Genomic DNA, 17,846 nt, shown 5'->3' on the forward strand with positions numbered 1-17,846 from the left:
GTGGGGGGTGTGGCGGCGGGCCGGGGACTGACCGGCCACCGTGTGGGGCCGGGGCCGGAGTCACGCGGACGCTCGGCGCGCGGACGTACCGTTCTCGTAACCGGACTCACGCGCCCCGCGTCAGTGCACGGTGCAGAGTTGCGACGTGGTCGCGTCCGCCGCGCCGCCGTTGACGACATAGCTGAAGGTCGCTGAGGCACCGGCCGCCAGCGACCCGTTCCAGTCGACGTTGTGCACCATCACCGCCTGCCCGTTGTATGTCGCGTTCCCGTTCCAGAGGCTGTCGACTTTCTGGCCGGTCGGCAGGGTGAACTCGACCATCCACCCCAGGATCGGGTTGGCGCCGGTGTTGGTGACGGTGACCTCAGCCTGGTACCCGCCCGACCACGAGTTGGTGGTCTTCCGGGTGGCGGTGCAGGTGGCCTGCGGGTCGCTCGGCGGGTCGGACGGGGAGCCGGGCTCGCCGACGCCGGTCACCTCGCCCTTGCCGCCGTCGAAGACCACGTCGGAGCAGCTGTAGAAGGTCTCGGTGGAGTCGGAGCGCTTCCACACCATGTAGATGATGTGCCGGCCGCTCTTGTTCGAGGGCAGGTTCCCGGTCCACTTGTACGCGCCCTCCACCGTGCCGACCTGGCCGGTGACCTGCGGGTGGTCGATCGTCATGAACGGAGTGGACTCCAGGTCGTCCCAGCCGAAGGTCTTCGTCGGGTCGAAGCCGTCCTTGGTGATGTAGACGTAGAACCAACCCGGGTGCGCGGCCCACGCGTTGTACGAGAAGTCGAGCGAGGCACCCGAGGTCAGATGGGTGAGCGGCCAGTCGGCGCGGGCCTTGTTGAAGCCGTTGAAGGTGGTGTTGCCGCCGCTGCACAACTGGCCGTCGGGGATGAAGCCCTGGGTCCGCCCGGCCCCGTCGGAGCGGAGCACGGAGAACCAGTTGTAGAGCGGGGTCGTACCGCTCTCCGCGACGGCGGCCTGGCACGCGGGGTTGACCGGCTTGATCTCCCCGGTGCTGGTGAGACCGTCGCGCCAGCACATGAACGTACGGCTCGCGGGCTGCATCGGGGTGCCGTGGGCGGCGGAGGGCGCGCTGTCCGTGAAGACCAGCAGCAGGGCGGGGAGGACGGCGAGCAGCGCGAGAAGGACGGCTCTGCGGCGGTGGTGCGGCGAGAGTGGGGGGTGTTCCTTCGTGCGGGTCATCATGCGGGTCCCTTCAGCATGATCATGACAAAGCGATGGGAGGCGGGTGAGTGGGAGCGCTCCCATTCCGGAACGTAGCGCGCCTGGGCCACCCTGTAAACGGCACGGGCCGAACTTCCGGTAACAGGCCGCCGGACGGCGTGCCCGCCCCTCACACCCCCGTCAGCAGCGCCACCGGCATCCGGTCCAGCAGCTCCGCGAGGCGTACCGTCCCCTCGGTCTCACGCCCCGTCAGCACATCCCGCCACCGCCCCGGCGGCAGCGCCAGCTCCGTCGTGCGCCAGCCGCCCGCGCGCTCCAGGCCGAACGGCAGCCGGGTCGCCACCGTCACCACGGCGCCGGTACGGACGAAGGCCAGCGCATGCGCGGCGGCCGGGCCCGCCGCGCGCAGCGGGGTGTACGTACCGGACTCGGCGAAGACCTCGGGGCGCTCCCTGCGCAGCCGCAGCGCCGCCGTCGTGACCACCGTACGGTCGTCGGGCGGCCCGGTGCGGAACGGGCCCCGGTTGTCCGGGTCCACCAGCGCCGAGTACGTACGCTCCGTGCCCTGGTAGAGGTCGGGCACCCCCGGCATCGTCAGGTGAACCAGCGCCGCGCCCAGCGCCCCGGCCCGTACGTACGGCGCGAGCGCCCGGTTGAGCGCCGTGACCGTACGGCGCGCCGGGCCCGCGGGCCCCGCCTCCACGAACGCCGCCACCGCCTGCTCGTAGAGCGGATCCGGCTCCGTCCAGCTCGTCCGCAGCCCCGCCTCCCGGACCGCCTTCAGCACCGCCGGCACCATCCGCGCCCCGTCCGGCGGCGCCCCGTCCACGGCCGGGGTGAACCCCACCGCCGTCTGCCACGCCTGCCAGGCCACCTGCGGATCCGGCGCCGCCACCCCCGCCACCTGCTCCAGCAGCCGGTCCCACAGCTCGGGGCATTCGGCGAGCACCGCGATCCCGGCCCGGACGTCAGCGCTCCGCTTGGTGTCGTGCGTCGTCAGTACGGTGCCGGTGGACGGCCAGTCGCGCGCGAGCCGCAGGCAGTACGCGTGGAACCGCTCCGGGGACACCGCCGGGCTGCCCGGGTCGCCGCCCACCTCGTTCGCCGAGATCAGCGGCGTGTAGCGGTAGAACGCGGTGTCCTCCAGCGCCTTGGCGCGCAGCGCGGACGCGGTCTGCGCGAACCGGGCGCAGAACGCCGCCTGGTCCTCGCCCGCGCCGAGCCGCCCGAGCGCCAGCTCCCGTACGACATCCACGGCGGCGGCCTCCCGCTCCACCGTGAACGCCGTCTTCGCCTGCCGCGCCGCCTCCTCGGAGACCGCCGCCTCGGCCGCCGCCGGGCAGGGCCCGCCCGCCGTCACATACGGGCGGTAGACCGGCACCCGGACCAGCAGCTCGCGGATCGCGGTGCGCAGCGCCCACGGCGCGTGGTCGCGGAGCGCCGGGTCGGCGGCGCAGATCCGCTGGGCCGTGCGGACCAGAAAGGCGGTCTCGGCGGCCAGTTCGTGGTAGAGCACCTTGTACGCGGCGCGCCGCGCCGTCCCGTTCCAGTAGCCGCCCCGGTCACCGGCGGGGCCCACCACATCGCGGTACCGCCGCTCCAGCACCTCGGCGCCCGCGCCGTCCGTGAACACCCCGTCGACATGGCGCAGCGCGTCATAGCCGGTGGTGCCCGCGACGGCCCACCCGGCGGGCAGCACCTCGTCGTCGGCGAGGATCTTCTCCACCACCGTCCAGCAGCCGCCGGTCGCCTCGTTGAGCCGGCGCAGATACCCCTCCGGGTCGGCGAGCCCGTCCGGGTGGTCGACCCGCAGCCCCTCGACGACCCCGTCCCGTACCAGCTCGACGATCTTGGCGTGGGTGGCGGTGAAGACCTCCGGGTCCTCCACCCGGACCCCGATCAGCTCCGGGATGGTGAAGAACCGCCGGTAGTTCAGCTCGGTACGGGCCAGCCGCCACCAGGCGAGCCGGTAGTGCTGGGCGTCGAGCAGCGCGGGCAGTTCGAGCTCCTCGCTCCCGGCGGCGAGCGGGAAGCGCCGCTCGCCATGGCGCAGCTCCCCGTCCACCACACGCAGCGTGCCCGCCGCCAGCTCGTCGCCGACGGGCGCGGGCAGCACCGGCAGCAGCACCTTGCCGTCGCCCGCCGCCCAGTCGATGTCGAACCAGCGCGCGTACGGCGAGTCCGGGCCCTCCCGCAGCACCTCCCACAGGGCGTGGTTGTGGGCGGGATCGGCGGCCATGTGGTTGGGCACGATGTCCACCACCAGCCCCATCCCGTGCTCGCCGGCGGTCCCGGCGAGCCGCCGCAGCCCCTCCTCGCCGCCCAGCTCGGCCCGTACGGCGGAGTGGTCGACCACGTCGTAGCCGTGCGGGGAGCCGGGGACGGCCTCCAGCACCGGCGACAGGTGGAGATGCGAGACCCCGAGCGCGGCGAGATACGGCACGGCTCTCTCGGCGGCCGAGAACGGGAATTCCGGCTGGAGCTGGAGCCGGTAGGTCGCAGTGGGCGTCATACGGTCGTACGTACCCCGCTTCTCTGATTCTGTGTCATCAGGGTGGCGCGTGTTCCGCCTCCACGGTAGGGCCTGTGGCCTACGGCGTCCGGACGAACGGGGTGGTCGTGGTGAGCGCGACAAAGCCCAGGCGCTCCAGGATGGGGCGGCTCAGCTCCGAGGCGTCGACCTGGAGATGGCGGAAACCCCGCGCCGAGGCGATCCGGGCGCGGTGTCCGACCAGCGCGCGGTAGAGCCCCCGGCCACGCCACTCCGGTACGGTGCCGCCGCCCCAGAGCCCGGCGAAGTCGGTGCCCGGCCGGAGTTCGAGCCGGGCGGCGCTCACCGGGGTGTCACCGGCCAGGACGACGCTCGCGGCGACGGTCTCCGGGGCGCTCGCGAGCCGGGCGGCGAGGCGCTCCCCGACCCGGGAGCGGTCCGGCCCGAACGCCGCCTCGTGGACCCGTACCAGCAGCTCCACCCCGGCCGCGTCGGTCACCGGGAGCAGCCGCAACCCCTCGGGCAGGGCGGGGCCCGGGGCACCGGCGGCGTCGAAGGCGCCGGTCAGGGCCGCGCACTCCGCGACCATCAGGGTCTCCGTGGGCTCCGGGACGAACCCGGCGGCACGGAGCCGGGAGCCGAGGTCGGCGGGGCGGTCGTGCTCGTACAGCTTCCACTCGCACTCCAGCCCGAGCGCGGCGAAGCGGTCCCGCTGGGCGGCGATCACGGCGTCCACGGCGGGGCCGTCCAGGCCGCCGAGGTCCGACCAGAGCACGCCGTTCCAGGTGTCCGCGTCGCCGACATGGCGGACGACCCGGCCGTCCCGCTCGATCCGGGCGCCGGGTCCTTCGGGCCGCGCGTCCCGCCGTACCTGACGGTCGAAAGCGGCCAGTACGGCCGTACGGTCCAGGTCCTGGGGGCGGGTGCGCCGAGAGTGATCCATCCGGCCACTGGACCACCCGCGCGCGGCCCCGGCAACCGGGTTTCCGAGGGCGTACGGCCCGGGGCGTGCGAGCGCGTATCCCCGCCCTCACGCCGGGCGCATGAGCACCGTCATACTGCGGCCGATCATTTTCAGCCGCTCGCCGCCCGCGACCTTCTCGCCCTGCCCCCGCACCACGCCCTCCGGCCGCGCCGTGTCCACCACCACCTGCCACTGCCGCCCGTGGTTCACCGGAACCCGGAACTCCACCTCCTGCCCGCCCGCGTTGAACATCAGCAGGAAGGAGTCGTCGGAGATCCGCTCGCCGCGCGGGCCGGGCTCGGAGATCGCGGAGCCGTTGAGGAAGACCGTCATCGCCTGCGCGTGCGCCGCCTGCCAGTCCTGCTGGGTCATCTCCTCACCCTCCGGGGTGAACCACGAGATGTCCGAGAGCTCGTCGTGCGTGCCCTCCACCGGGCGCCCGTGGAAGAAGCGCCGGCGCCGGAAGACCGGGTGGTCCCTGCGGAGCCAGACCATCGCCTGGGTGAAGGCCAGCATCGTCCGGTCGGTCTCCGCGCCCGGCTCCGGCCAGCGCACCCAGGAGACCTCGTTGTCCTGGCAGTACGCGTTGTTGTTGCCGCCCTGCGTACGGGCGAACTCGTCGCCGTGGCTGAGCATCGGCACGCCCTGCGAGAGCATGAGCGTCGCGATGAAGTTCCGCATCTGGCGGTGGCGCAGCTCCAGGATCTCCGGGTCCTCGGTCGGGCCCTCCGCCCCGCAGTTCCACGACCGGTTGTGGCTCTCGCCGTCCCGGTTGGACTCGCCGTTCGCCTCGTTGTGCTTGTCGTTGTACGCGACCAGGTCGTGCAGGGTGAAGCCGTCGTGGCAGGTGGTGAAGTTGATGGAGGCGAGCGGCCGGCGCCCGTCGTCCTGGTACAGGTCGGAGGAGCCGGTCAGCCGGGAGGCGAACTCGGCGAGCGTCCTCGGCTCGCCGCGCCACAGGTCCCGCACGGTGTCGCGGTACTTCCCGTTCCACTCGGTCCACAGCGGCGGGAAGTTCCCCACCTGGTAGCCGCCCTCGCCGACGTCCCACGGCTCCGCGATCAGCTTGACCTGGCTGACCACCGGGTCCTGCTGGACCAGGTCGAAGAAGGACGAGAGCCGGTCCACCTCGTGGAACTGGCGGGCGAGCGTCGCCGCGAGGTCGAAGCGGAAGCCGTCCACATGCATCTCGGTCACCCAGTACCGCAGCGAGTCCATGACGAGCTGGAGCACATGCGGGCTCCGCATCAGCAGCGAGTTCCCGGTGCCGGTGGTGTCCGTGTAGTACCGCTGGTCCTCGGAGAGCCGGTAGTACTGCGCGTTGTCCAGCCCCCGGAAGGAGAGCGTGGGTCCCAGGTGGTTCCCCTCGGCCGTGTGGTTGTAGACCACGTCGAGGATGACCTCGATGCCCGCCTGGTGGAGCGCCCGTACGGCCTGCTTGAACTCCAGGACCTGCTCGCCCCGGTCGCCCCAGGAGGCGTACGCGTTGTGCGGGGCGAAGAAGCCGATGGTGTTGTACCCCCAGTAATTGGCGAGCCCCGCGTCCGCCAGCCGGTGGTCGTTGACGAACTGGTGCACCGGCATCAGCTCCAGCGCGGTCACCCCCAGCTCGGTCAGATGCTCGATCACCGCCGGGTGGGCCAGCCCGGCGTAGGTGCCGCGCAGCTCCTCGGGGAGGGCCGGGTGGAGCATCGTCAGACCCTTCACATGGGCCTCGTAGAGCACCGTCCGGTGGTAGTCGGTACGCGGGCGCCGGTCGTCGCCCCAGTCGAAGTACGGATTGACGACGACCGAGGACATGGTGTGCGGGGCCGAGTCCATGTCGTTGCGGGAGTCCGGCTTGCCGAAGTGATAGCCGTACACCGGCTCACCCCACTCGACGGAGCCGCTGATCGCACGCGCGTACGGGTCGAGGAGGAGCTTGGCGGAGTTGCAGCGGTGGCCGCGCTCCGGCTCGTACGGGCCGTGCACCCGGAAGCCGTAGCGCTGACCGGGCATGATGCCGGGCAGATAGGCGTGGCGCACGAAGGCGTCGGTCTCGCGCAGCTCCACCGCCGTCTCCGAACCGTCGTCGTGCAGCAGGCACAACTCGATCCGGTGCGCGACCTCGGAGTAGACGGCGAAGTTCGTACCGGCGCCGTCGTACGTGGCGCCGAGGGGATATCTCTGTCCCGGCCAGACCTGCATAGATAGGACTCTTCCATTTCTGATCCGGGTGGAGCGGGCTGTTGGGCCAGATCTTCCCCGAAAGGAGGGCGACGACCTAGCAACTCGGGACATTCTCGGCACTTCCAGCCCCACGGCGGTCAATCCTGTGCATCGTGGGGTCGCCCGGACCGGTCAACCTGCTCAGCCGCCCCGGCAGGCTCCCCGCGCCCCGGCCGGCGAGGGTGAGGACCAGGCGTTACCGCTATGAACCATCTCACTCCGGGCGAAGTCGGCGCCAGGAACAAGCCTCACGATCAAGGGAGTTGAGAAAGGAGCCTGCGCATCCTGCTGCACCTTGTCCGGTCGGCGGAGTACCCTTCCTTGATCGTTGAAAAGGGAGAGAAGGCGGGTGCGCGGGTGAGCGGGGGAGGGCTGGAGCTGCCCCCCGGTGACGCAGGTCATGCGGGGGAATTCGGCGACATCCCGCCCGGAGCGGTCTCGCTCGCGCGACCGATGGAGATCGGGGCGGAACTGGACTGGGGCGCGGACGCCTGGAACGAGGTCCGTACGCGCGCCCAGCGGGCCGGGCGGGCCTACATCTGGCTGAATCTGGTGGAGCAACGGCTCCGCGCCGTCGTGGCCGCCGTCCTGCGCCCCATCTACGAGCCCGTCCACGGCGAGGAGTGGGTCGTCGCCGCCGCGGGCCCGGCCGGGCAGGAGTGGGTACAGCGGGCCGTCGCGGTACGGGAGGTCTCCCGCCGCAAGGGGTACCTCCTCGACCCGGCCGACGACAATGTGCTCAGCTTCCTCACCCTGCCGCAGCTCAGAGAGCTGATGGTGCAGCACTGGCCGTGCTTCGAGCCGTACTTCGACGACCGCCGCGATGTCGAGCTGGCCCTCGACGAACTGGAGGTCGCCCGGAACGTCGTCTCCCGCAACCGGGCCCTCTCCGAGACCGTCCTCGCCCAGGCGGAGCGCGCCTCGGCCCGGCTGCTGGAGATCCTCGGCGCCGGCAGCTCCCCGCCCGCCGTCCAGCGGCTCCCCGTCGACGCGGTCGAGGACCTGGTCGGCGACCGGTACGGCGATGTCGTCTCCGTCCACTCCGACCGGGTCAGACTCCAGCGGCAGCTCCCCGCCGAGGACCTCTTCGGCGGCGCGCGGCGGCTCGACGCCATCGGCATCGGGCTCAACCTGCTGGTGCAGAACTTCTCCGGACGGCGCCTCATCCGGCTCGCCGAGTCCGGCTGCCGCACCCGGCTGGTCTTCCTCAACCCGGCGAGCAGCGCGGTCAAGCGCCGCGAGCGCGAGCTGGGGCTCCGCAAGGGGGAGCTGAGCCGTTCCGTGGAGATGAACATCCTCCACATGCGCCGGGTGCGCTCCAAACTCCGGGACCCCGGCGCCTTCGAGATCCATGTCTTCGACGAGACGCCCCGCTTCACCGCCTACCTGGTCGACGGGGACGGCCCGGACGGGCTCGCCGTCGTCCAGTCGTATCTGCGCCGCGCGCGCGGCATGGAGGCGCCGGTGCTGGTGCTGCGCGGCGGGGGGCGTGAGGTCGTCCGGGCGGGGCAGGACACCGAGACCGGGCTCTTCCAGACCTACCGCGAGGAGTTCGAGTCGGTCTGGACCGACTCCCGGCCGGTCTCCTGACGGCTTCCCGGCGCTCTCCCCTGCTCTCCCGGTGCCCTCCTGACCGGGCGTTGTCAGTGGCGCGTGTCAGGGTGGTACTCCGACGGGGAGACCGCGCGGGGGAGGCGGGGGAACGCACCACCGCACCACGAAGGAGGGCCACACGATGACTTGGCACGGGGAACCGCTGGTCGGATTCGACCTGGAGACCACCGGTACGGAGCCGCTGGAGGCCCGGATCGTCACGGCGGCGGTCGTCGAGGTACGGCGCGGCGAGGTGATACGGGAGCGGAGCTGGCTCGCGGACCCGGGCATCCGGATCCCGGCCCAGGCCTCCGCGGTGCACGGCATCAGCAGCGAGCACGCGGCGGCACGGGGCCGCCCGGCGCCCGAGGTGGCCGGCGAGATCGCGGCGGCGCTGCGCGGCTACTGGGCGCGCGGGGTGCCGGTCGTGGCGTACAACGCGCCGTTCGACCTCACGCTGCTCGCCGCGGAGCTGCGCCGCCACGGACTGCCGGGGCTCGGCCCGGTCGGCCCGGTGATCGACCCGTACACGATCGACCGGGCCGTCGACAAGTACCGCAGGGGCAAGCGGAATCTGGAGGCGGTCTGCGGGGAGTACGGCGTGGTGCTGGACGCGGCGCACGACGCGGGCGCGGACGCGCTGGCCGCGGCGCGGGTCGCCACCGCGATAGCCGAGCGGCACGCTTCGGTGGCCGCGCTGACCCCGGCGGAGCTGCACGAGCGTCAGATCACCTGGTACGAGGAGTGGGCGGCGGACTTCCAGCGCTTCCTGCGGAGAAAGGGCAACGAGGACGCGGTGGTCGACACGGGGTGGCCACTGCGCGGGCCGGCGGCGACGGGGACGGCGGCGACGGGCGCGACGACGGAGGCAGCGCCCCGGGCCTCCTGACGGGGCGCCCGACCGGGGCGGTCCGACGGGGTCTGTACGACGGGGTGTCCCGTTCCGGTCCCGTACGGGGGAGGAAGTGCCGGGGTGCTGGGGCTGTCGGTCAGAAGGGGTACCAGCGGACCTCGGGGTCGTCCTCGCGGAGGGAGGCCACCCGGCGGCGGAACTCCGCCAGGGCCTTCGGGTTGACCGGGGCGTGCTGGGCCACCCAGGCGCAGCTCGCCGTTTCGCGGGCGCCGCGCAGGACCGGGCAGCCGGACCAGGCCCGTACGTCCCAGCCGTACCCCTCGGTGAACGCGTCGTACGCCTCGGGGGCCAGCCCGTACCGGTCCCGGGAGAGCGCCATGACCACCAGGTCGTGTTCCCGGAAGTCCGCGGAGAAGGTCTCCAGGTCGACCAGGACGGGCCCGTCCGGGCCGACCTGGACGTTGCGCGGCAGCGCGTCGCCGTGGATCGGGCCGACCGGCAGATGGGGGGTGAGGGTGGCGGCGGCCTCGGCGAAGCCGTCCCTGCGCCCGCGCAGATAGTCGGCGTCGGCGGGGTCGATCGTGTCGCCCGCGATCCGCAGCCACCGCTCGACCCCGCCGAGCAGTTCCCGCCGGGGCAGCGTGAGCACCGCGGGGTCGGGCGCGGGCAGTGCGTGGACGAGCCGGAGCAGCGCGGCGAGATCGGCCGGGGCCGCCGGGCGTACGGCCTCGGGCAGCCGGTGCCAGACGGTGACCGGATGGCCCTCCACCTCCCGCGCGGCGGGCTCGGCCGCCCGTACCGCCGGCACCCCGGACTCCGCGAGCCAGGAGGACAGGGCGACCTCGCGCCGGGCCCGCGCCAGCAGCTCGGGGTGGTCCCTGGCGTCCCTGCCCACCTTGACGACCAGGCCGTCCGCCGTCCCGAACACCGCGTTCTCGCCGAGGGCCAGCAGCTCCGCCGTGCCGCGCGCCAGCCCGGCGGCGGCGAGAACCCTCCGTGCCCGCGCCTCGTCCATCGTCCGCTCACTCACTCCCGGTCGCCCACGGCGCGCGGTCCGCCGCGCGCCCTGCCACCGAGCAGTCTCCCACCCGGCCCGGGACCGCCGTCGGGCACCGTCCTATCGTGGGCCCATGACCACGACCTATGTGGCGCTGCTGCGCGGGATCAATGTCGGCGGCCACCGGAAGCTCCCGATGGCCGACCTCCGGGCGCTGCTCACCGGCCTCGGGCACGGGGCCGTCCGTACCCACCTCCAGAGCGGCAACGCCGTCTTCACCAGCGACTCCGAGGACGAGCGGGGACTCGCCGCCGGGCTGGAGCGGGCCATCGAGGAGCGCTTCGGGTTCACCGTCGACTGCCTTGTACGGAGCGCCGCCTACCTGAGCGCCGTGGCCGACGCCTGCCCCTTCCCCGCCGGGGAACTGGCGGGGAAGCAGCTCCATCTGATCTGCCTCTCCGGGCCCGCGGACCCCGAGAGGTTCGCCTCCCTCGACCCGGCCGGATACCTCCCGGAGGAGTTCCGGCTCGGCGACCGGGCGCTCTATCTGTACGCGCCCGACGGCCTCGGCCGCTCCAAGCTGGGCGAGGCGCTCGGCAGGCCCGCTTTCTTCCGGGGCATGACGGTCACCAGCCGTAACTGGAACACCGTCACCAAACTGATCGAGATGGCCGGCGCCACCCCCTGACCGGCGCCCTCCCTGGCCGCGCCGTCCCCTGACCGGCGCCCCCGGCCCGTGGTTCGCCTCAGCCGGCGAACGGGCCTTCCGGGGCGAAGGCGAGTGCGGCGAAGCGCTCGCCCATGAGGCGGTGCGTGGCGGCGTCCGGGTGGAGGTCGTCCGGGAGCGGGAGCGCGGCGGAGTCGTCCTCGCCGTAGAGCGCCCGGCCGTCGAGATACCGCAGATACGGGTCCCCGGCCGCCCGCGCCGCCACGATTCGGGCCAGCTCCTCCCGTACGACCCCCAAGGTGAGCTTCCCCTGCGCGCGCTCCGCCGGGTCCCCGGTCGCCCGGAACCCCACCCGCCCCTCGGCGATCCCCGACAGGTCCGGGGCGCTGGGGCCCGGGGTGTCCTCGTGGATCGGGCAGAGCACCGGGGAGATCACCAGCAGCGGGGTCTCCGGGTGGCCCTCGCGGATGGTGTCGAGGAACCCGTGGACGGCCGGGCCGAACGCGCGCAGCCGCATCAGATCGGCGTTGACCAGATTGATGCCGATCTTGACGCTGATCAGATCGGCGGGCGTGTCGCGCACCGTACGGGCGGTGAACGGGTCGAGCAGCGCGCCGCCGCCGAACCCCAGGTTGACCACGTCGACCCCGCCGAGCGCGGCGGCGTGGACGGGCCAGGTGCCGCTGGGGCTCGCGGCGTTGGAGCCCTGGCTGATCGAACTGCCGTGGTGGAGCCAGACCCGGCGCCCTGTCGCGGGCGCGGGCTCGACAGGGGCGTCGGCGCGCAGGGCGAGGAGTTCGGTGGTCTCGTCGTGCGGCAGCCAGATCTCGATGTCCTTGACGCCCTCGGGCAGCCCGTCGAAGCGGACGGTGGCGGCCGGGCCGGTGGTCGTCTCCATGGTTCCGGCCGACATGTCGATGGTCAGGGTGTTCCCGCCGGCCGCCGTCGCCTGCCCGGCGGGGCGGCCGTCGACGAACAGGTCGTACCGGCCGTCGGGACGGGGCGGCACGCCCACGTACGCCCGCTTGGTGGGCACGGTGTCCAGCTCCAGGACGGTGGCCGGGGTGCGGAGGGCGAGCCGTACCCCGGCGGGCTGGGACTCGGCCATCGCGAGCTGTCCGTCGGCGCACTGCGCGCGGGCCCACGCGGGCAGCCGGTGCGGCAGGACGCCGCCGCGCCCGGTGCGCTCCACCTCGATGGCGCCGCGCAGCAGTTCGGCGGTGACGGGGGTGGTGCGGAGGGGGGTGGCAGAGGTGGTGGGGCTGGTGGGATGCATGAGTTCTCGCTTCTGTTCTGTCGGGTCTGTCCGGTCGTGCTCGTCTATCGCTCTGCGCGTAGCTGGGCGTCGATGCGGTCCAGGAGCCACCGCCAGGACTCCTCCGAGCCGGGGGCGCTGTGGCTGAAGCCGCCCGCCAGCTCCAGGCTGACGAAGCCGTGGAAGAAGCTGCCGAGCATCCGGACGGCGTGTGTCTCGTCCGGTTCCGCCAGGCCGTAGCCGCGCAGGACGGCCCGGCTCATCTGCGCGTGCCGCCCGCCCGCGCTGGCCGCCGCGGCCTCCGGGTCGAGGGGGTACTGGGCCGCCGCGTACCGCCCGGGGTGCTCGCGGGCGTACCCCCGGTAGACGTCGGCGAAGGCGATCAGGGCGTCCTTGCCGGCCCGCCCGGCGAGTGCGAGCGCGGCCCGGTCGGCCAGCTCCTCCAGGGCGAGCAGGGCGATCCGGGTCCTGAGGTCGTGCGAGCTCTTCACATGGGCGTAGAGACTCGCCGCCTTGACCCCGAACCGCCTGGCCAGCGCCGAGACGGTCACCTCGCCGAACCCGGCCTCGTCCGCCAGCTCGGCCCCCGCCCGCACCAGCCGCTCCGTCGTCAGTCCTACGCGCGCCATGGTCGTCCGGTCCCTTCGTTCGCCCAGCCTGAAGTGATTATGCATGTGCCTACAACCTATAGGCAAATGCGAAAACACTTTAGCCGGGAGATGGGCGCCCGTCCGGAAACCGGCGTATCCGCCGCCTTGATTGCGTATTCGTCGAATGTTTCGTTTGCCCCGCACGGGCCGCACCACGATGGGGCGCGAGCGGATGACCCGCTTTACGGAGTGAAACCAGGACATGGGACATGGAGGGCAGCACGATGCGGTTGTTCCGGATGGATCTGAGATCTCGAAGGCTGGCGGGGGTGGCCGCGGCGGCGGGACTGGTGCTCACCGCGCTGCTGGGCGTGGTGCCGGCGCAGGCGGCCGACACTGCTCCGCAGGCGGCGCCCCAGACGGTCGGCGCCACTGAGCGGAACGCGGGTACGCGGGCGGAAGCGGGTGTGCTGGCGACCTCTCCGACGATCTCGCCGGCCGCTGAAAACATCCGGTACGTATCCGGCAACACCTACGACTGCGCGACCGGTCGGCTGTGCGCCCGTGTATGGGATCCGACCCGCGGCACGTACAAGGTGTTCGACCTGTACCGCTGCGCCACCTACTCGCTGTCCTACTGGGGTGGCACCGGCGGCTTCTACAACTACCAGACCACCGGCACGGTGGCCACGTTCTACAACGGGAGTGGCGGGGTCTACTACACGTCGACCGCGCGCGACACGGCTCCCTCGTGGTGGAACTGGGACCCGATCTGGAAGATCAAGAACTGCTGATCCGCACGCCGCACCACATGGCGCCCGCCGCACGGCCGCAGCCCGGCCCGAGGCGGGCGCTCGCGCGTGCGGCGCCGCACGCGCCGCCCCGCACTCTCGCCGCCCCGTCCTCGCTGCCCCGCACCCACTGGCCCCCCGCACTCACTGCCCGTTCAGCAGCGCCTCGCCCAGCCCCGTCCGCCGGTGCAGCACCCGGTGCCCGTCCCGGAACGAGCCGACCAGCCCCGCTTCCCGCAGCACCGTGGCATGGCGGCTGGCGTTGGCCGGGGAGAGGTGGAGGGCGGCGGCGATGCCGCTGGTGGACATCGGGCGGCCGAGCAGTTCCAGCACGCGGGCCCGGGTGGGGCCCAGCAGCCGGTGCAGCCGGTCCACGGAGTGCCCACCGGGTGCGCCGCCCGGCCCGGTCCCCGTCAGACAGCCCGGTGCGAGCGGCAGCGGATACACCAGGACGGGGAGGAGGTCGGGCGCGGTCAGGGCGACCGGCTGCCGGATGCAGAAGAAGGACGGGATCAGGGTCAGCGGGCGGCCGTTCAGCTCCAGGCCCCGGTCGAACGGGTAGCCGCATTCGAGCCGGCCGTCCCGCCACGACAGCAGCTCCGGCTGGTAGCTGCCCAGCAGCCCCTCCGCCCCCGCCGCCAGCGCCGAGCCCGAGCGTAACGCCAGGTCGGCGCCGATGGCCCGGTCGATGACCGTCTTGTACGGCGCCACCGCCACCGCGTGGTACGCGCGCACCGCGGCCCCCAGCCGGTGCAGCGCCTCGCTCCCGCCCTCGGCGATCCGGCGGACGCCCGCCGGCATCGGCCGGTCCGGGTAGAGCCGGGCGAGTTCGTACCGTAAGCGCCGCCGGGGCGTGGAGAGCACCGCGTCCACTCCGGTGTCCGGGTCGGGGCTGCCGAGGCCGGGGGTGAGGAAGTCCGGGAAGTAGGAGGCGCACGGGTTCACCTCCATCAGGGCCCGGGTCGTCCGGAGCAGTCCGGCTCGCGCCAGCCCCTCGCGGACCTGCCTCCGCCATGGGTCGAAGACCAGGGCCGCGTGCCGGTTCTGGAGCAGATGCAGGCTGAGGACCACCTCCCACATGAAGTCGCCGGCCGCCGCCACCCGCAGCCGGTTGAGATCGTCCGTGCCGAAGCCGATCCGCAGCATGTCCCCCACGTCCCCGCGGCGCGTCCGCCCCCGTGACACACCGTTGAAGCAGACGGGCCGGAGATGACCGACGGTTCCGGGATGGGGAGGGTTGTCCGAATAACGGTGGCTGTCATGGCGGCGTAACGGCGGCTACAGCGGTGCCGGGGCGCGGTCCGCGCGGGCCGACCAGCGTCCCTCCGTACGGGAGATCCGGACCGGGTGGTCGAAGCACTTGCTGACCTGGTCCGTGGTGAGCACGTCGTCGGCGGGGCCCGACCCGACGCACTGCCCCGCGCGCAGCAGCATCGCGTGCGTGGTGGACGCGGGCAGCTCCTCCAGATGGTGCGTGACCAGCACCGTCGCCAGCTCGGGATGGGCCGACCTGAGCGCGTCCAGGGCGCTCAGCAACTGCTCGCGTGCGGCCAGGTCGAGCCCGGTGGCCGGCTCGTCCAGCAGCAGCAGCCGGGGCAGGGGCATCAGCGAGCGCGCGATGAGCGTACGGCCCCGCTCGCCCTGCGAGAGCGTCGGCCACCGCGCGTCCTCCTTGCCGCCCATGCCCAGCATCGCCAGCAGCCGCCCCGCCCGCTCCCGCTCCTCGGCCGAGGCCGACCAGCGCGGCAGCGGCTCCACGGAGTTGGTGAGCCCGGTCAGCACCACATCGCCCACCCGCAGCGGCGAACGGAGCGGATGGCGCGGGTTCACATGCCCCAGCAGGGTCCGCAGCTCCCGCAGATCGACCCGGCCCAGGGTCTCGCCCAGGATCTCGACCGTGCCCCGCGTCGGGTGTGTGACCGCGCCGACCATTCCGAGCAGCGTGCTCTTCCCGGCCCCGTTGGCCCCGAGCAGCGCCCAGTGCTCCCCGGCGCGCACGGTCAGGGAGACCGAGTCGAGCAGCAGCTTTCCGTCCCGTACGACATCCACGTCGTCCGCGCGTACCACCACGTCCGTCATCAGCGGGTACTCCTTCGAGCAGTTCGAGCAGGTCGGCCCGGCGGAACGGAGCTCCGGCGGGCGGAGAGAGGGGAGAGGGGGAGGGGAGAGGGCGAGCGTCGTGCACCGAACTGTCCCGGTCAGGGAGGGTGCCCGCTCGAACCGATCGGCGCCGAAAGGTATTCATGGCCGATACACCTGATCCTACCGGCTGGCAGAATGCCGCCCATGACCGCAGAGGAATCCGCGACCGGTCCCGGGACCGCGAGCGAGCCCGGGACCGGCCGGGAGCCCGAGCCGGGGACCGCGCCGGAGCCCCTGACCGTCGTGGCCGCCGTGATCGTCGGAGCGGGCCGGCTGATGGTCGTCAGCAAGAAGGCGGCCCCGGACGTCTTCTGTCTGCCCGGCGGCAAACCCGATCCCGGCGAGTCCCTGACGGACACGCTGGTCCGGGAGCTGGACGAGGAACTGGGTGTCGTACCGCAGGAGCCCCGGTTCCTGGCGGAGGTGGCGTCGGTCGCCGCGCTGGAGGGGGTGCCCCTGCGGATGACGGTCTTCGAGACCCGGATCAGCGGCACCCCGCGCCCCGCCGCCGAACTCGCCGCGCTGCGCTGGGTGACCGGCGACGAGGAGGACCTGACGCTGGCCCCCGCCGTACGCGACCACGTACTGCCGCTGCTCCGGCTGGGCACGGCGGCGCCCTGAGGACGGCCGTCCCCGGCCGCAGTCGCCGGCGCCCGCGGCCAGGCCACCGATGGACGTGTCCCCGCCCCCGGCCTACGGTCGGGACCATGACAGCCTCGACCTCTGCTCCGACCCCGGCCACCGCCTCCGGCGCGACCACGTCCTCCTCCGCCGTCTCCTCCGACGCGACCTCCGGGGCGCGCTCCGCCGAGACCTTCTGGTCCGACGCCGGAAAGCATCTCGTGCGCTACGGCGGCGAGTTCACCCACGAGATCATCGAACGCGCCTCGGGCAGCTTCGTGTTCACGGCGGAGGGAAGGAAGATCCTCGACTTCACCTCCGGCCAGATGAGCGCGATCCTCGGCCACTCGCACCCCGAGATCGTCGCCACCGTCCAGCGGCAGGTCGCGACCCTCGACCATCTCTACAGCGGCATGCTCAGCCGCCCCGTGGTCGATCTCGCCCGGCGGCTCGCCGGCACGCTGCCCGCCCCGCTGGACAAGGCGCTGCTCCTGACGACCGGCGCCGAGTCCAACGAAGCCGCGATCCGGATGGCCAAGCTCGTCACCGGGAAGCACGAGATCGTCTCGTTCGCCCGCTCCTGGCACGGCATGACGCAGGCCGCCGCTTCCGCCACGTACAGCGCGGGACGGAAGGGGTACGGTCCCGCGGCGCCCGGCAACTTCGCCATCCCCGTCCCCAACACCTACCGGCCCGACTTCACCACGCCCGACGGCGCGCTGGACTGGCGCCGCCAGCTCGACTTCGCCTTCGACCTGATCGACGCCCAGTCGACCGGCAGCCTGGCGGCCTGCCTGGTCGAACCGATTCTCAGCTCCGGCGGGATCATCGAACCACCGGCCGGGTACTTCGCGGCGCTGCGCGACAAGTGCCGGGAACGCGGCATGCTGCTGATCCTCGACGAGGCGCAGACCGGCCTCTGCCGCACCGGGACCTGGTACGCGTTCGAACGCGACGGCATCGTCCCCGACATCCTCACGCTCTCCAAGACACTCGGTGCGGGACTGCCGCTCGCTGCCGTGGTCACCAGCGCCGAGATCGAACGGGAGGCGTACGAGCGCGGGTTCCTCTTCTTCACCACCCATGTCGCCGACCCCCTGGTGGCCGCCGTCGGCAACACCGTCCTGGACGTCCTGACCGACGAGAAGCTGGACCAACGCGCGCGCTCGCTCGGCGAGTTCCTCCGGAACGGCCTGGCGGAGCTCGCCACGCGCCACGAGGTCGTCGGCGACATCCGGGGCCGGGGGCTGCTCGCCGGGCTCGAACTCGTCACCGACCGCGAGACGAAGGAGAGTTCGGACGAGCTGGGCGCCCGGGTCACCCGGCGCTGCCTCGAACTCGGACTGCATATGAACATCGTCCAACTCCCCGGCATGGGCGGGGTCTTCCGGATCGCGCCGCCGCTGACCGCGACCGAGGAGGAACTCTCCCTCGGCCTCACCATCCTGGACCAGGCGATCGGCGAGGCCCACGCCGCAGGCTGACGCGGGGGGCT

The 17,846-nt window shown here is 72.8% G+C and carries 15 protein-coding genes; 6 read left to right on the top strand and 9 right to left on the bottom strand.

The features are described from left to right. Nucleotides 1-120: 120 nt before the first annotated feature. The 4 genes from AB0O07_RS01805 to glgX form a co-directional block, all read right to left on the bottom strand. Complete coding sequence (locus AB0O07_RS01805; RefSeq protein WP_365625247.1) at nt 121-1,200, bottom strand: lytic polysaccharide monooxygenase; 1,080 nt, start codon at nt 1,198-1,200, stop codon at nt 121-123. A gap of 148 nt (nt 1,201-1,348) precedes the next feature. Next, the gene (gene treY / locus AB0O07_RS01810; RefSeq protein ID WP_365625250.1) at nt 1,349-3,691 is read right to left on the bottom strand and encodes a malto-oligosyltrehalose synthase; all 2,343 of its coding nucleotides are present in this window, start codon (nt 3,689-3,691) and stop codon (nt 1,349-1,351) included. 79 nt (nt 3,692-3,770) lie between these two features. After that, nucleotides 3,771-4,613 carry a GNAT family N-acetyltransferase gene (locus AB0O07_RS01815; protein WP_365625253.1) on the bottom strand — a complete coding sequence of 281 codons (843 nt, stop codon included), beginning with the start codon at nt 4,611-4,613 and terminating at the stop codon, nt 3,771-3,773. An 87-nt stretch (nt 4,614-4,700) separates the two neighbouring features. Further along, nucleotides 4,701-6,821, bottom strand: a complete 2,121-nt coding sequence (gene glgX, locus AB0O07_RS01820) for a glycogen debranching protein GlgX (protein WP_365625256.1) — start codon at nt 6,819-6,821, stop codon at nt 4,701-4,703. Nucleotides 6,822-7,199: 378 nt separating this feature from the next. On the opposite strand from glgX, the gene AB0O07_RS01825 reads away from it, so the two are divergent. After that, complete coding sequence (locus AB0O07_RS01825; RefSeq protein ID WP_365625259.1) at nt 7,200-8,432, top strand: SAV2148 family HEPN domain-containing protein; 1,233 nt, start codon at nt 7,200-7,202, stop codon at nt 8,430-8,432. Nucleotides 8,433-8,577: 145 nt separating this feature from the next. Next, nucleotides 8,578-9,324: a 3'-5' exonuclease gene (locus AB0O07_RS01830; RefSeq protein ID WP_365625262.1), complete on the top strand. Its 747-nt coding sequence runs from the start codon at nt 8,578-8,580 to the stop codon at nt 9,322-9,324. Nucleotides 9,325-9,424: 100 nt separating this feature from the next. Here the strand turns inward: AB0O07_RS01830 and AB0O07_RS01835 are convergent, their stop codons facing one another. Continuing rightward, the gene (locus tag AB0O07_RS01835; RefSeq protein ID WP_365627888.1) at nt 9,425-10,303 is read right to left on the bottom strand and encodes an aminoglycoside phosphotransferase family protein; all 879 of its coding nucleotides are present in this window, start codon (nt 10,301-10,303) and stop codon (nt 9,425-9,427) included. A gap of 115 nt (nt 10,304-10,418) precedes the next feature. On the opposite strand from AB0O07_RS01835, the gene AB0O07_RS01840 reads away from it, so the two are divergent. After that, nucleotides 10,419-10,973, top strand: a complete 555-nt coding sequence (locus tag AB0O07_RS01840) for a DUF1697 domain-containing protein (protein WP_365625265.1) — start codon at nt 10,419-10,421, stop codon at nt 10,971-10,973. 58 nt (nt 10,974-11,031) lie between these two features. Here AB0O07_RS01840 and AB0O07_RS01845 read toward each other — a convergent pair whose 3' ends face one another. Next, nucleotides 11,032-12,228 (bottom strand): GDSL-type esterase/lipase family protein, encoded by a 1,197-nt coding sequence (locus tag AB0O07_RS01845; RefSeq protein WP_365625268.1) that lies wholly within the window; start codon nt 12,226-12,228, stop codon nt 11,032-11,034. Between the two features lie 44 nt (nt 12,229-12,272). Beyond that, nucleotides 12,273-12,836, bottom strand: coding sequence for a WHG domain-containing protein (locus AB0O07_RS01850; RefSeq protein ID WP_365625271.1), 564 nt, complete (start codon nt 12,834-12,836; stop codon nt 12,273-12,275). 230 nt (nt 12,837-13,066) lie between these two features. On the opposite strand from AB0O07_RS01850, the gene AB0O07_RS01855 reads away from it, so the two are divergent. Then, nucleotides 13,067-13,591, top strand: coding sequence for a hypothetical protein (locus AB0O07_RS01855; protein WP_365625274.1), 525 nt, complete (start codon nt 13,067-13,069; stop codon nt 13,589-13,591). 141 nt (nt 13,592-13,732) lie between these two features. Here AB0O07_RS01855 and AB0O07_RS01860 read toward each other — a convergent pair whose 3' ends face one another. Together AB0O07_RS01860 and AB0O07_RS01865 are read right to left on the bottom strand one after the other, a co-directional pair. Further along, a complete protein-coding gene (locus AB0O07_RS01860; protein WP_365625277.1) occupies nt 13,733-14,734 on the bottom strand; it encodes a helix-turn-helix domain-containing protein in 1,002 nt (333 codons plus the stop codon). A 132-nt stretch (nt 14,735-14,866) separates the two neighbouring features. Then, nucleotides 14,867-15,667 (bottom strand): ATP-binding cassette domain-containing protein, encoded by an 801-nt coding sequence (locus tag AB0O07_RS01865; protein WP_365625280.1) that lies wholly within the window; start codon nt 15,665-15,667, stop codon nt 14,867-14,869. 207 nt (nt 15,668-15,874) lie between these two features. Between AB0O07_RS01865 and AB0O07_RS01870 the strand changes: the two genes are divergently transcribed. Then, complete coding sequence (locus AB0O07_RS01870; protein WP_365625283.1) at nt 15,875-16,351, top strand: NUDIX domain-containing protein; 477 nt, start codon at nt 15,875-15,877, stop codon at nt 16,349-16,351. Nucleotides 16,352-16,437: 86 nt separating this feature from the next. Beyond that, nucleotides 16,438-17,835 carry an aspartate aminotransferase family protein gene (locus tag AB0O07_RS01875; RefSeq protein ID WP_365625286.1) on the top strand — a complete coding sequence of 466 codons (1,398 nt, stop codon included), beginning with the start codon at nt 16,438-16,440 and terminating at the stop codon, nt 17,833-17,835. Nucleotides 17,836-17,846: the final 11 nt, after the last annotated feature.

Source organism: Streptomyces sp. NPDC093085, from assembly GCF_040683935.1.
In the GTDB taxonomy this organism is placed as follows: Bacteria; Actinomycetota; Actinomycetes; order Streptomycetales; family Streptomycetaceae; genus Streptomyces.